A 13,599-nucleotide genomic window follows, 5' to 3' on the forward strand; every position below is an offset into this window, starting at 1 on the left:
TCTAGAAACAATCCTTTCAATATTTATGATTTTTTCCACCGATATGGAAGTTTTTGGATCGTCCTCGGTTGTTGAACCGTCTCTACCGTTTCTAACATATCGAGTACAATTCTCTTTTGGAGCTCTTTTTGGCCCGCAGCCCCAAAGCTTCTTCCCAGGGGAAATCGAAGGTGCAACGCTCTAGGCACACCAACTTTTTCAGTCAAATCGGATAAATGTGTGATCGACGCGGTGGCAATTCCTGCTTTTTCCACTTCCTGCTGTATCAACCCCACGGATTGATGACATATATATCAGCCGGGAGAAAGGAGCAGAATGTTGACGTTCTCCTTTTCCAAGAGCTTGATAATTTTTGGCACAGAGTTATCAATAAGAGCTTGGGTATTCGGAATATAACCCATCATTCCAATATGCATGCTTGATAAACCGCCGATTTCTCCTTCTGCTTCTAAATCCTTTAGTTGCTCCAGTGGAAAAACACAGCTAATATCTTTCTTTGCATCGCTCGTGTCATAATGGGTGTGACTGATCATGAGATCTGTCTGCTTAGCGTTATTTGGGATATAGCGAAGACTATAATCTCCCTCTTCCACCTGAAAAATTGGATCTGACTTTAAATGAACGCCGGCTGTTGTTAAAAATGCTACTTTCCATTGGTTCCTCTCTTTTTTAGGAATCGACAATTCCACAGGCCCATCGTTTTTTTCAATCATTCCTTTTGCTTTTTGTTTAAAAAATTCATGGCGCAGTCTTTTCCGCACTTCCCCTCTCCCCCCTTTCCAGGAGGTAAAAGACCCCTCCAATTGAAGTGGCAGCCAGAACAATGACAAAGAATAGAAGAGAAACCGCAACAGAAACCGATTGCTCTACGCCAATTAACATAAATAAATAAGCGTAAGATCCTTCGCGTATCCCAAGGCCATTAATCGATACTGGTATCATTGTTAAGGCAGATATTAATGAAACAAAACCGAGCTGCGTGATAAATGGGATGGAAACACCCATTGATCGATATAATAAATCGGTAACCCACACGAAACACACTTGAAAAACTATAGAAAAGCATAAAAGTTCCAAGAACAAGCGAAGTTTTTTATAAGAATGAATGGTGTCATAAAACTTAGCTGTTTTCTCTCCAAAGCGCTTTTTCATGAGCAATGTAAAGCGGTAGTTAAATAATAGATTATACGCGATGACACACATAGCAAATACCATCACCATTTCAAACAGAAAGCTACCACTTCGATTAGCAGACAAAAGCCCCACCATCATAACGAGAAACAACGCAATACCGGCAAATACTCTCTCTGTCACGACAGAAGCGACTGCTCTCGCGCCTCCAATTTTTTTCCCCGCGTAATACATTCTCGCCCCATCTCCCCCCAAACTCCCTGGGAGAAAATTATTAAAGAAAAAACCTATATAATACCACCGTAAACATTGGAAGAAGCGTACGTTATCTTCCTGTCGGCAAAGAATATACCACTTGTAACCGCTAATCCAAATACAGAGATGCACAGCCAAAAAAGCGGACAACATATAGCCAAAGTGAGCGCGGGCCACGTAGTTCGTAAACTCGCTCCAGTCTATATAGAATGCTAAAAAAATCAATGCCCCGCCTGATATGAGCAAGCGAACAAGGAATGACAAGACTTGCCTCCAATTACTATTGTTTCTGATTGTTGTTCTATGGTTCACTTCTTGTTCGAGCATGTTGTAACCCCTTAACTCCTATGATAAGTCGTTCTCTCTATTATTATGACAAAAGGTTATAGGTGCAATAATAAATGATCATATAGAGGGTATCACGATTCTGTCACAACCACAAAGGAAAATGCTCACATAGAAATGCTCCCTATGGATTAGATACATGACAACAAGGGTATAGAAGTCATACATTGAAAGAGGAGGTACATGATGAACCAGATAAAAAAATATATAAAAGACTTAGTAGCTGAATTTCAAAAAGACAATGTTCCCTTGCTGGCTGCGGCTCAAGCTTATTATTATTTGTTGTCCATTGTCCCATTGTTAATTGTGTGCTTCTCTCTCATTCCGTATTTAAATATAAGTTCAGAAGAAGCAATGAGTTTTATTGAAACGATGATGCCAGGTGAAATGGCTACTATATTCGAGGATAATATCGTCAGTCTGGTTGAGACACCGAAAGGCGGATTACTAACTGTGGGCATTATTGGTACGCTATGGTCCGCTTCAAACGGTATCAACGCATTTATCAAAGCATCAAACGAAGCCTATGAGGTCGAAGAGACAAGATCATTCATTAAAGCACGTCTGCTCGCCTTAGGTTTAACCTTAGGACTTATCGTCTCCGTTATCATAGCGATGCTTCTACCTGTGTTTGGTAATGTTATTTTGGAATTTGTAAGTTCATTGATTGGTCTTGGCGGATCCTCTGTTGTTTTATTTCAGGTCCTGCGCTGGGCGATAAGTATTATCGTCTTAACGGCTTTATTGTTAATTCTTTATCGAGTCGCCCCTAACAAAAAACTACCTTTTAAGCATGTCTTGCCAGGCGCTTTAGCGGGAAGCTTGCTTTGGCAGTTAATTTCACTCGGTTTCTCATTTTACGTGAGCAATTTTGGCAGCTATTCCGCGACGTATGGGAGTCTCGGCGGTGTTATTATATTGATGATTTGGTTTTTCTTAATTGGCATCATCTTAATGGTTGGTGCAGAAATTAACGTAGTGTATCACCGACGTAAAACAAACCGCTATGACTATGCGAGTAGCAGATCAGGACAAATGACAACGTAAGAAAAAAATCAGCCGAACGGAGATTTAATTCTCCCGTTCGGCTCTTGTTTCCCCCATGCTTGTTTCCTCGCTTCTTTTCCATGGCGGATCCCCAAAGTCATGAAGTTTTTTATTTATTTTAAATACCGCATACGGAACGGCAAAAGCAAGAAACGTACAGAATAGACGCAGCCAATCTGTCAGACTGTTGATCAAAGTTTCTCCCATTTTCCGACCTCCTATTAATCATATTGGTAAGTTTCAGAAGTACCGGTTGATTTAACACTGACATCAACGTTAATAGTAAAATCAGCTTGAGAGAATAACTGTTTTCCGTCCGTCCAATTCCCTTCGAGTCGCTCCCACTCCTTGTAATGATGATATCTAAGTTTGTCATCAATCTGAAAAATATCCGAGTGCAACTCATTCTGCGCTTTACTAATCGTTCGTTCGATACGACTCTTCACTTGATCTTCCACCGCTTTCTCTATATCCCGGAGGCCTTTATGATCAATTTGTTCTTCCGTACCAAACACCTCTGTAATATGGCCTCCAGAGGTAATATCTACAGTGACATCGATGTTTTCTATATCTTTCGGATTTACTTTGATATTACTTTTGGTATAATCAAGCGCGTATGCAAATATGTGATCCTCTACTTTCACTTCAATCATCCCGGCATCCGTGTCTCCCTTTACTATATTTAACCCAAGGACCTCTTCCTTCGATAGCTCCCCCGATGTCGTAGTTCCTCCTCCATGAACCACAATTCCGCCTTCATAATTAATTCGATCTTTTTTTGCAGTGAACAAGGGTAGAATATAGTCATTTTTTGCTAATACGTACTCGTGAATCTCCCCTACACGGTTTACCTTCATGATACCTGTTTTATCTTCACTGTTTTCTAACAGCAAGTCGACGTACATCGACGGCAATGGTTCTTCTTCCGCCTCTATTTCTAATATTTTTTTTGCTTCCCCTTTTGCAATAAGTACTTTTATGCCACGCCGCATCTCTTGGTTCCGTATAAATATATCAAGCACACTGCTAAAGAGATGGGGTGTTTCTAAAACCTTGTCCGAGATAACAAGCACTTTTAAATGCTCGTAAAAAGGTAGTTTTCTTGTCACAGTAGCCATACGCTGATCAATGGTATATAGAGAAGTCCCTGTGTCAGTAATATTCATATAGGGTTTTTTATCCCCTCCTCCTTGCTGAGAAGGAGCGCCAACCCCCGCCGGTACGACGAACTGATTTGTCAACATCATAACGGGATCTCCATTCTCGTTTTCTCCCGCCACATCGACGGCTGTGCCAATCACAAACCCTCGTTCCTCGATGGCAACTTCATCCCAACATCCCGCAAGAACGCTCAGTAGTATAATCATGATCAAATAAGTTCTATACTTACCCACTCCCTCCCACTCCTCTTACTTTCATAATGATAAAAAGCACAATAACCATGATATAACTATAAGCGGTCGCAATAATTCCAAATATAGATTGAAAATCCTGTAATTCCTTAAAATCTTCGGGAAACATACCAATGAAAAAAATAATCGGTGAAATCGTAAAAAGTATTTTTTCTTTGGACACTTTTTTAAATAGCGGCTGTAAAGCTAACAGAGACGTATCAATTGCTAAAGCCGTAGAATTAAAAACAGCCATAATCCAAACGACGAAAAAAAGCGATTCAATTCTTTCTAAAATACCTCCTGTTATCTCCACTCGTTTCGCCAATTCAATAACAGGATATACCATATTAGATGTAGCAACATTGCCGAATACAGTTAAACAAAGGAAAAATACAATGAGATAAAAGGCAATCGGGAAGCCCATCCCGAGTGCTAACATTTTCGGTGTTTTCTCTGGCTGTTTGACGAGAAAAACATAAAAAAGAAAGATAGTAGCTCCCATATAAGCCATGACACTATCTGTCGCTGCGTTTAAATAGCCACGGATATCCGATTGAAACACAGGCAAAAAGTTATTCGGGTCTGCCCATCTCATATTAAATAACAGAACCATAAATGTTATGAAAAAGATAATAGGGAAAAACATCATATTTAAGCGAAATAAACCTGCTCTTGAACCGGCAACGGCATACACAACAACTAACAAAAAAGCAAGCGCAATCATCTCAGATGGTGTCTGGGTAAACAAATATTGTTTTGCGATATTTGTAAGTGTACGCATAATTAAAGCAGCTAAACAAATGCCTATGACCCCGTAACTAAAAGAAAGAAACATTGCTACAGGTCTGGAAACAAGAGTAGAGGTATATGTTATAAACGGCTGATTAGGAAAAGAAGCGGCAAGCTTTCCAGTGAGCCAAATCATGACCATCGTAAACAGCCCCGCCGCAAGGATGGAAATCCAGCCATCCGCAGCCGTTGTTGTTTCGGTAATTTGCTTAGGAAGAGACAGAACTCCTACTCCGATAATCATAGAAGGCACCGCTATTAAAATTTCCTTATCCGTGATTTTCTCATCACCATATTTAAAGGACTTCATGCTTTTTCTCCTCTTCGCTGATCTTTCGTCTGCAAAAATGACGGCCTTTTCACCAAAGTAGTTAACGGAGCTCTAATGACGAGATCTTTCCAATCATGTTTAAATGTTGGGGCAAAGGGGGTGGAATAAGGGATTCCAAAACTTTTTAAATTAACAATATGAATATTAACCATAATGTACACCAATACGATGCCGTAGAGACCGAAAATAGCCGCCCCTATCATGATGGCAAATCGAATAAGTCGGAAAGCAATCGCGACACTGTAGAGAGGGATAGAAAACGTAGCGATCGCCGTTAAGGCAATAACGATGACCATAATAGGGCTGACGATTCCAGCCTGGACAGCCGCATCCCCGATTACTAGTCCCCCTACAATTCCAATCGTTTGACCAATAGTCTGGGGCAGTCGTGCTCCCGCTTCCCGTAAAAACTCCATCGTAATAACCATAAGTGCCGCCTCGACGACGACAGGAAAAGGGACCCCTTCTCTCGTGGCCGCTATCGAAAAAGCTAATTCAGAAGGAATCAAATCTTGGTGATAAGACACAAGCGCAATATAAAGGCCAGGCAAGAACAAGGAAAAAAAGGCTCCTAAGTATCTCAATAATCGGATAAAACTACCTATCATCCAGCGTTCATAATAATCTTCCGGGGATTGGAGCACATTTCCCAAAGCAATAGGGGCTATGAGTGCAAAGGGACTTCCATCCACAAGAATCACTGCTTTCCCTTGGAGAATCGCAGCTGCTGACTTATCAGGTCGTTCTGTGTTTATAATTTGAGGAAAAGGAGATAGAAAGCTATCCTCAATCCATTCCTCGACATACCCGGAATCAATGGCACTGTCGATATTGATGGAGTCCAATCGTCGATTCATTTCCGCTAATATTTCTGGATGGATCACTCCATCAATATAAAAAACAGCTAATGTTTTTTTACTACGTTCTCCTATTTGATGGGTCTTCATCCGCAGGCTAGGATCATGAATTTCACGACGTATCATCGCAGCATTCGTCCCTATGTCTTCGATGAAGCCAGCCCGCGGACCTCGTATGAGAGATTCCGAAACAGGCTCTTCAATCGATCTATTTTCTCCTCCTGCTGTATTCAACACTAATATCTCGCTTATTCCATCTAAATAAAAGACCGTCCCTCCAGACAGAAGAGTACTTAGCACTTTTTCCATCGTGCTTGACTTTTCAGTGTCTGCGACGGAGATAAATTCCCTGTACAGCTGATCAAATAACGTTACCGCTTCTTTTTCTTTTAACTCGAGTGTTTTGGTTTGAAGGTTTTCAAGGATGTTATTTTGAACGAGAGCCGTGTCGATTAATCCGTTAATGTACACGATTGCGGCAGCATGTTCTTTATCGCCAACCGTGAAATAACGAACCACTAAATCGTCCGGATCACCAAGGATTTGTTTGAGATCCGAAATATTTGCCTCTATCGTAGTCTTTAGCGGTTGATCGTGTACTCTTTCTTTCTGTATATCTTTTTTCTTTTCCGTCCGTTTCATCAATGAACGTCGCAGCACGTCATCACCTTCAATCAGCCATTTGGTTGCTCTCCCTTCTTTTGCCCGAATTGGCATGCATTTATACAAAAATAACGTGTATAAAGTTGAATAAGCCCTCCAACAATAATAAAACTGTGATTTTTTTAGGAAAGCGATGGGGAATACAATGGAGACAACAAATAAAAAACAACACTACGGAAAGTTAGAAATGATATTGTGGAGCATAGCACTCCCAGGCTTTGCACAACTCTCCATGGGAAGCTATATAAAAGGAGTTTTATTCGTAGGCTTAGAAATTGCGATTAATGTCATGGCGAACTTAAATCATGTTATCTTACTTAGTTTTCATGGGCACATACAAGAAGCGGTACATCAGACAAATTATCAATGGCTCATGTTTTATCCTTGCCTCTATTTATTTGCTATTTGGGATGCCTATAAACATTCCGATGGAGACGAGGAGAGATTTGCATTTCTTCCCTTCGTTACAACTGCTTATGTCATGACTGTTGGCGTTATATATTCACCGATTTTCACTATCTCCGGACATCTCATTGGCCCGGTATGGCTTCCCATTTTATCAGCCCCCGTCGGTATTCTTCTAGGTTTATTTATTCGACGTGTTTTGCTTAACATTGAGAAACAATCAATAAAGGGCTAGCAAATAGCCCTTTTGTTAAATTCACCTTTAATTATAATAGAATCAATTGCATCATTCAGTTTAGTTTATTAATACCCGAACTATTTTCATATAGGATTGCTTTCAGTACAAGTGGATATTTTACACCACAAACAAAAGAGCGACATCCCACAGGAGTGCCGCCTATCGTTAATACAAACAGATAACTTTATTAAATAAAGAATACTCGAATAACAATGTATTTTAATGTTTTCAACCTGATGGAACACTTATGAAATGGATACATATTGATGACATCCAGGCATTTATGTGGTATTTATTTAACAGAAACGTAGTATTTTCACTTCATGTCTATGACTAAGGTACTTACTTAATCATAAAACTGCAACACTACCATCTGTCCTTGATTCAGTGCCTGCAGCTAAAACGCCTGTGCTTGGATCTCTCCATATTATTTGCCCGCGCCCAAAATTACTAGAATCTACCGCTTTATAAATCTCATGTCCTTTGCGTGCCAACCCTTGAGCGATATGATCTGGAAAACTTGGTTCAACTTCTATAACCTTATTTTTGATCCACTGCCAGCGTGGGGCGTCTAAAACGGTTTGAGGATTAAGATGAAAATCAATGCTGTTCATAACAACTTGAAAGTGGGCTTGAGGCTGAATAAACCCTCCCATCACACCGAAAGGTCCTATTGGTTTGTCATCTTTAGTTATAAAACCAGGAATAATAGTATGGTATGTTTTCTTTCCAGGCTCTAGGGAATTGGAATGTGAAGGATCAAGTGAGAAAGATTGTCCACGGTTTTGAAGACTGATCCCCGTACCAGGAATAACAATACCAGAGCCAAATCCTTTATAATTGCTTTGAATAAAAGAAACCATATTTCCATCTCTATCAGCAGTAGCCAAATAAACAGTTCCTCCTCTAACAGGCTGTCCTGCTTGCGGCAGTGTTGCTTCATGGGTGATGAGCTTCCTTCGTCTGTTGGCATATGAATCGGATAATAGTTCTTCGACTTTCACCTTCATTTTTTCTGAATCAGTAATATAATGAAGACCATCAGAAAAAGCCAATTTTAACGCTTCTATCTGTCTATGGTAAGTCTCTATACTATCCTTTTCTTTAAATTTGTATTCTTTTACTAAATTCAATGCCAGTAAGGCAACTAATCCCTGTCCATTAGGAGGGATTTCCCAAATATCAAAACCACGATAATTGACTTTGATAGGATCTACCCACTCGGGCTGATACATAGCCAAATCTAATTTAGAAAGAAACCCTCCATGTTTTTTAGAAAACTTATCGATTTTTTCAGCTATTTCACCCTTGTAAAAATCCTCGCCTTTTGTTTCCGCAATTGCCTTTAAAGTACGAGCGTGCCCTTTTGAGGACCATATCTCACCAACTTCAGGAGCCCTCCCTGTTGGAGCGAACGTATCGAACCAAGACTCGAATTCCTCTCCTTGGAGGATATTACAAAATTGCTTGTATGCCTTTTGCCAATGAAAACCTAGAATTGGGGTAAGCGGATATCCTTGTTCTGCGTACTCAATTGCTGGTTCTAAGAGTGTCGAAAAAGGAAGAGAGCCAAAACGATCCGACAAACTTACCCAGGCACCAGGTGCTCCTGGTACAGTCACGGGTGTTAAACCGTAGTTAGGCATTTCCTTGTACCCTTTTGCTCTTAAACTCTCAATAGAAATAGATTGAGGAGCAGCTCCACTTGCATTAAGTCCATGCAGTTTATTTCCCGTATATACAAGAGCAAAAGCGTCTCCTCCAATCCCGTTAGAAGTAGGTTCTAAAACAGTTAAAGCAGCTGCTGTGGCAATAGCTGCATCGATTGCATTTCCTCCTTTTTTTAACATTTCAATACCAGCTTGAGAAGCCAAAGGTTGAGAGGTAGCAACCATTCCGTTACGGGCGTAAGTTGTCATTCGTTGAGAAGTATGCGGGTTATATAAAGGATCAAATCTCATATCATTTCCTCCTCATTTTTCTATTAATACACGTATAACTACTATTCTTATAATTACGACATTATTGAACACTTATCGATATAAACCAAATAGTAAACCCATTGCGTGAACGTTTAGTTCAATTATTCGCTCATCATGCTAGGTAACCATGTCGCAACCTCTGGAAATAGAATGATGAAAGCAATAACAACCAAGTAGATCGCGATAAACGGTAAGGCCGCAGTATATATTTGTCTCATACTCGTTTCAGGTGTAACAGACTTCATGACGAACAATCCCAGACCAAATGGAGGAGAGATAAACCCAATCTCAATTGATATTAAAATCAGTACACCGAACCATAAAGGGTCAAATCCTAGAGTCGCTGCGATAGGCATGTAAATAGGTAAAGTTACCATTAAAATCGACAATCCATCCATAAAAAAACCTAAAATTAATGTTACTCCTAACAAAATCAGTAAGATATATATTGGTGCAAACTGCACGTTTTCAATTACCTTCACAAGATTTCGTGTGACTCCTGAAAATGATAGTATCTCACTAAATAATCTAGAGCCCGTAATAATTAATAAAATTCTACCTGATATTTTAATAGTACCGATCAGTGACTTCTTAAGTGTGTCCATACCAAGCTTTCGATGGAAAGCGGCCAGAATAATACTTCCTAATATACCCATAGCTGCCGATTCGGTTGGTGTTGCTATTCCGAGAAATATTAAACCAATCACAAGAAAAATTATTAAACCTAAAGGCAATATATATATAATTGTGTATTTCATTTTTTCCGATAAAGATACTGACTCTACTTCATAAACTGGAGCAAGTTCCGGCTGTAGTTTTGCTCTAATAATAACGTACGCCCCAATTGAAGCAGCCATTAATAGCCCTGGAATGATGATAGCAATCAAAAATCCACCGATAGAAATTCCACCTATTGAAGCTAGCAATACTCCAATTGCACTTGGAGGGATCATGGCAGCTAATACGCCGCTTGCTAAAATAGGCCCTATCGTCAATTGGTGTTTGTACCCTTTTTGCCTCATCTGGGGTAACAAAGTCGATCCTAAGATGGCAGTGCTCCCCATACTTGAACCAGTCAAAGTTGATAACAAAGTCCCCCCCGATACTGTCATAATCCCTAAGCGACCAGGCACTTTCCCAAACCACTTATCCAACGTCTCAATCATCCTAGGGGCCAAACCACACTGGAACATGATTTCTCCCATAAAAATAAAAAGGGGAATAGGAACAAGCGAAAATGAGGTTACGGAGGATTTAATGCTTTTCGTCACTTGTATTAATCCGGCGTCCCCTCCCCATAAATAAAGCGCTGCAATTATATTAAGAAATGTAAAAGCAATAGCTACAGGAGTTCTAATGAGTAACAATAAAAATAATCCAACCACTATGATTATTAATGTTTGTACCCACTCCATACACACCCTCCTCCCTTTTAAAACCTACCTTTTCGGAGAAATTTTCTGATATAGGCTCCGAATAAACTCAAACAAAAATAATAATGAACCTAACGGTATAATCACCGCAATATATGCTTGAGGAACCCCGAGGTTGGTCTGGCTCCGAACTCCATTCACAAAAAAATCTAACGTAGCAAGCATTCCAAACCACACAAGGACTGCACATACAAAAATACCAATAATCCCAACGATCATATCAAGAACAAATTTAAGTCGTGAAGGAATCACTTCTTCAATTAGATCCACTACAATATGTTCATTGTAACGTAGTAACCACGCCGCAGTTAAAAATGGAATATACAGAAGGATGTATTCGTTTATCTCATGCACCCAGGTATAAGAAACATTAAATAATGCTCGACTAAATACTTCAAAAATTACGGATACTGTTGAAATGATGACGAGTAACGCTGCGACTGACGCGAATAAATTTTCCGATATATCTAAAGCTCTTGAGGCCTTTTTGATCATACCGTCTCCCCCTTCTGCTAGAGTACCTACTAAGTTCAGTTTCTTTCTTACAAAATATATAGTAGTAAGTAACACGAAGCCCGCAAACCCGTGAGTGATCTTTCGACTTTAAACGAGATTTGCGGACTGAGTGCGCTATGCTGTACACGGAAGGGTCCTTATTTCTAAAATCTGGATAAAAGAATTTATTCTACTAATAAGTTTTGAACTGTTTTATAATCTTCATCAGATAAAAATTCTTCAAGATCCTGCCAAATTACATCATTTACGAGCTTGTGAAACCTTTCATTATCTTCATCAGATAACTCAATAACGTTAACACCAGAATCTGTTACAGCTTGCATCTCTTTTTCATTTGCTTCCTCAAAATAACTAATCATAGAATGTTCAAATTCTGCAGTGACTTCTTTTAATTTTGTTTGGTCCTCTTCTGTGAATTTAGCAAACGCATCAGGGTTCATAAGAATCACGGCCGATTGTTCAGCAAATTCTGCGTCAATGAGATAACTGGTTACTTCCGTCCAACCATCCTCTCTTGGTCCCAACAGAGGAAAAGCAAAGCCATCGACCAAATTTCTCTCTAATGCAGTGTAAACCTCCCCTGGCGATGTATTCACGGGGGACGCACCCAATTCATTAATAATGTCTAAATAAAAAGGATTGGAACGTATTTTCTGTCCCTCAAAATCTGCCAGTGAGTTCACCTCGTTATTCGTCCAAAAATAGTAACCGAAACCACCTAACCATCTACCCAAGTAAGTTATCCCAGCTTCTTCATACTCCTCGGATAGAAAATCAAAGTATCCTACTTCTCTTTCTTCCGCTGGAGTTAATTGAGAGAGTCTCAGGGACTCAGTAGCCGGTACTAAATCTCGGGAATCCGATCCGAAGAAAAAGGCAACGTCCACAATGCCATTTTGAACTGCACTAAATAAATTATCTTCAGGAATCGATTCGGGACCTCCAATCCACTCGATGTTTACATTATCTATTTCAGACTCAACCATATCGCTCCACATTGGTACAATATCTCTCGTATAAGCATGGTCAGTTCTTAAAAAACTAGCGACTTGGATTGTTTTTTCAGCACTTTCATCACTAGCCTCACCTTTACTAGGTTCCGATGAATTACCACATCCAGCTATCACTAATAAGCTAAGAAAGACAACACCTAAAATAATTGTCAATTTCCTATTCATTCGTAACACCTCTTTCATTTTATATTGTTAATTTTTATAAAATTAAGAAAACGGGAGAATTATCCCCACGTTTTCTTTTACGGCTTGATCATAAATATACTTGCCAAGGGTAACGTCTGTGCTTCCTATCCCATTCATAAACGCAATACCTTTTTTATCTTCTGACCACTGTAAATCACTCGACTCCATTACTTCACTTATTTCATAGATTTCTCTCTCAACTTTAGTATTTCTGTACTTTCTTTCTATTTCTCCTTTAAGAAAATTCCTATCATCCGTAACAATATAATCCGCATCCATAAATGACAGGTCCCAAGATTTGATTCCATCAAGCGAAAGAGCTAAGCCCCCTTTTCTTAAGTGTTCAAAATTAAGAAATGGGTCGGCTGAATTAGAAGTTATAGATAAGACTATATCACTCTCTTCCATGACAGACTTGGTATCTGAACACGGTATAAAATTTACATTTTTATATTGCTCCTCTAATTCTTCACAAAAATTATTTCTAGATTCTTCGGTTCTGCTAATGACTCTAATTTCATTTATCTCAGGTTTCACTGATAAAATTGCATGTACTGACCACCGTGCAATAGTCCCAGCGCCAACAATTCCTAATACTCGTGAGTCAGGGACGGAAAGCCTCTTAACAGCAACAGCCCCTGAGGCTGCAGTTCGCATATAGGTGAAATGTAATGCTTCCATAATGCAAATAGGTAACCCTGTATTAATATCGTTTAGAATCATTATGCAAGAAGAGTCTGGGAGGTTGTTTCTCGAATGATTACCAGGAAAATATGACACCCATTTCATGCCTACGCTATCAGGGTCCATTACCATAGCAGGCATTGTGTGAAAAAATCCAGAGTTGTTTGGGTGAATACCTATTTTTGAAGGGAGATGGACCTTGTCCGATGCATGTGCAATGTATGTCTGTTCAACAATATTTATTGTGTCCTGCATAGAAACATTTAGTTGTTTGATATCGTCTCTACTTAAATAACGTAGGGCTACATTTTTCATATGCGTCCTCCCATA

The 13,599-nt window shown here is 39.6% G+C and carries 13 protein-coding genes; 2 read left to right on the top strand and 11 right to left on the bottom strand.

Going from position 1 to position 13,599, the window contains the following annotated elements:
- Window positions 1-23: 23 nt before the first annotated feature.
- Window positions 24-713 (bottom strand): glycine/sarcosine/betaine reductase selenoprotein B family protein, encoded by a 690-nt coding sequence (locus tag BM095_RS16770; protein ID WP_245757903.1) that lies wholly within the window; start codon window positions 711-713, stop codon window positions 24-26.
- 25 nt (window positions 714-738) lie between these two features.
- Window positions 739-1,713, bottom strand: a complete 975-nt coding sequence (locus tag BM095_RS12355) for a lysylphosphatidylglycerol synthase transmembrane domain-containing protein (protein ID WP_091662255.1) — start codon at window positions 1,711-1,713, stop codon at window positions 739-741.
- A 204-nt stretch (window positions 1,714-1,917) separates the two neighbouring features.
- Between BM095_RS12355 and BM095_RS12360 the strand changes: the two genes are divergently transcribed.
- Window positions 1,918-2,778: a YihY/virulence factor BrkB family protein gene (locus BM095_RS12360; protein ID WP_091662258.1), complete on the top strand. Its 861-nt coding sequence runs from the start codon at window positions 1,918-1,920 to the stop codon at window positions 2,776-2,778.
- A 24-nt stretch (window positions 2,779-2,802) separates the two neighbouring features.
- Here the strand turns inward: BM095_RS12360 and BM095_RS12365 are convergent, their stop codons facing one another.
- The 4 genes from BM095_RS12365 to BM095_RS12380 are packed head-to-tail and all read right to left on the bottom strand — an operon-like array spanning window position 2,803 to window position 6,791.
- The gene (locus tag BM095_RS12365) at window positions 2,803-2,985 is read right to left on the bottom strand and encodes a hypothetical protein (RefSeq protein ID WP_091662260.1); all 183 of its coding nucleotides are present in this window, start codon (window positions 2,983-2,985) and stop codon (window positions 2,803-2,805) included.
- Between the two features lie 14 nt (window positions 2,986-2,999).
- The gene (locus tag BM095_RS12370; protein WP_091662263.1) at window positions 3,000-4,172 is read right to left on the bottom strand and encodes a Ger(x)C family spore germination protein; all 1,173 of its coding nucleotides are present in this window, start codon (window positions 4,170-4,172) and stop codon (window positions 3,000-3,002) included.
- Window positions 4,165-5,271: a GerAB/ArcD/ProY family transporter gene (locus BM095_RS12375; protein WP_091662265.1), complete on the bottom strand. Its 1,107-nt coding sequence runs from the start codon at window positions 5,269-5,271 to the stop codon at window positions 4,165-4,167. Before BM095_RS12375 ends, BM095_RS12370 begins: the two co-directional genes overlap by 8 nt.
- Window positions 5,268-6,791 carry a spore germination protein gene (locus BM095_RS12380; protein WP_091662527.1) on the bottom strand — a complete coding sequence of 508 codons (1,524 nt, stop codon included), beginning with the start codon at window positions 6,789-6,791 and terminating at the stop codon, window positions 5,268-5,270. The genes BM095_RS12375 and BM095_RS12380 overlap by 4 nt, the downstream gene beginning before the upstream one ends.
- 166 nt (window positions 6,792-6,957) lie before the next feature.
- Here BM095_RS12380 and BM095_RS12385 point away from each other — a divergent pair, with 166 nt between their 5' ends.
- Entirely contained in the window at window positions 6,958-7,452 is a 495-nt protein-coding gene (locus BM095_RS12385) for a hypothetical protein (protein ID WP_091662268.1), read from the top strand.
- 353 nt (window positions 7,453-7,805) lie between these two features.
- Here the strand turns inward: BM095_RS12385 and BM095_RS12390 are convergent, their stop codons facing one another.
- The 5 genes from BM095_RS12390 to BM095_RS12410 all read right to left on the bottom strand — a co-directional run bounded on the left by BM095_RS12390 (window position 7,806) and on the right by BM095_RS12410 (window position 13,584).
- On the bottom strand, window positions 7,806-9,416 hold the full coding sequence (locus BM095_RS12390; RefSeq protein WP_091662271.1) for a gamma-glutamyltransferase family protein: 1,611 nt from the start codon (window positions 9,414-9,416) through the stop codon (window positions 7,806-7,808).
- A gap of 122 nt (window positions 9,417-9,538) precedes the next feature.
- A complete protein-coding gene (locus BM095_RS12395; RefSeq protein ID WP_091662274.1) occupies window positions 9,539-10,852 on the bottom strand; it encodes a TRAP transporter large permease in 1,314 nt (437 codons plus the stop codon).
- Window positions 10,853-10,876: 24 nt separating this feature from the next.
- Window positions 10,877-11,365, bottom strand: a complete 489-nt coding sequence (locus tag BM095_RS12400; protein WP_091662277.1) for a TRAP transporter small permease — start codon at window positions 11,363-11,365, stop codon at window positions 10,877-10,879.
- A gap of 185 nt (window positions 11,366-11,550) precedes the next feature.
- Window positions 11,551-12,564: a TRAP transporter substrate-binding protein DctP gene (gene dctP, locus BM095_RS12405; RefSeq protein ID WP_177194807.1), complete on the bottom strand. Its 1,014-nt coding sequence runs from the start codon at window positions 12,562-12,564 to the stop codon at window positions 11,551-11,553.
- Window positions 12,565-12,606: 42 nt separating this feature from the next.
- Complete coding sequence (locus BM095_RS12410) at window positions 12,607-13,584, bottom strand: ornithine cyclodeaminase family protein (protein WP_177194808.1); 978 nt, start codon at window positions 13,582-13,584, stop codon at window positions 12,607-12,609.
- Between the last annotated feature and the right edge of the window lie 15 nt (window positions 13,585-13,599).

Source organism: Alteribacillus iranensis, assembly GCF_900113025.1.
Taxonomy (GTDB): domain Bacteria; phylum Bacillota; class Bacilli; order Bacillales; family Marinococcaceae; genus Alteribacillus_A; species Alteribacillus_A iranensis.

Bases quoted from the DNA above. Each gene is read 5' to 3' on its own strand.
- BM095_RS12360 (WP_091662258.1), top strand. From the start codon at position 1,918: ATGAACCAGATAAAAAAATATATAAAAGACTTAGTAGCTGAATTTCAA.
- BM095_RS12390 (WP_091662271.1), bottom strand. From the start codon at position 9,416: ATGAGATTTGATCCTTTATATAACCCGCATACTTCTCAACGAATGACA.
- BM095_RS12375 (WP_091662265.1), bottom strand. From the start codon at position 5,271: ATGAAGTCCTTTAAATATGGTGATGAGAAAATCACGGATAAGGAAATT.
- BM095_RS12385 (WP_091662268.1), top strand. From the start codon at position 6,958: ATGGAGACAACAAATAAAAAACAACACTACGGAAAGTTAGAAATGATA.
- BM095_RS12380 (WP_091662527.1), bottom strand. From the start codon at position 6,791: ATGAAACGGACGGAAAAGAAAAAAGATATACAGAAAGAAAGAGTACAC.
- BM095_RS12400 (WP_091662277.1), bottom strand. From the start codon at position 11,365: ATGATCAAAAAGGCCTCAAGAGCTTTAGATATATCGGAAAATTTATTC.
- BM095_RS12410 (WP_177194808.1), bottom strand. From the start codon at position 13,584: ATGAAAAATGTAGCCCTACGTTATTTAAGTAGAGACGATATCAAACAA.
- BM095_RS12355 (WP_091662255.1), bottom strand. From the start codon at position 1,713: ATGCTCGAACAAGAAGTGAACCATAGAACAACAATCAGAAACAATAGT.
- BM095_RS12365 (WP_091662260.1), bottom strand. From the start codon at position 2,985: ATGGGAGAAACTTTGATCAACAGTCTGACAGATTGGCTGCGTCTATTC.
- dctP (WP_177194807.1), bottom strand. From the start codon at position 12,564: ATGAATAGGAAATTGACAATTATTTTAGGTGTTGTCTTTCTTAGCTTA.
- BM095_RS12395 (WP_091662274.1), bottom strand. From the start codon at position 10,852: ATGGAGTGGGTACAAACATTAATAATCATAGTGGTTGGATTATTTTTA.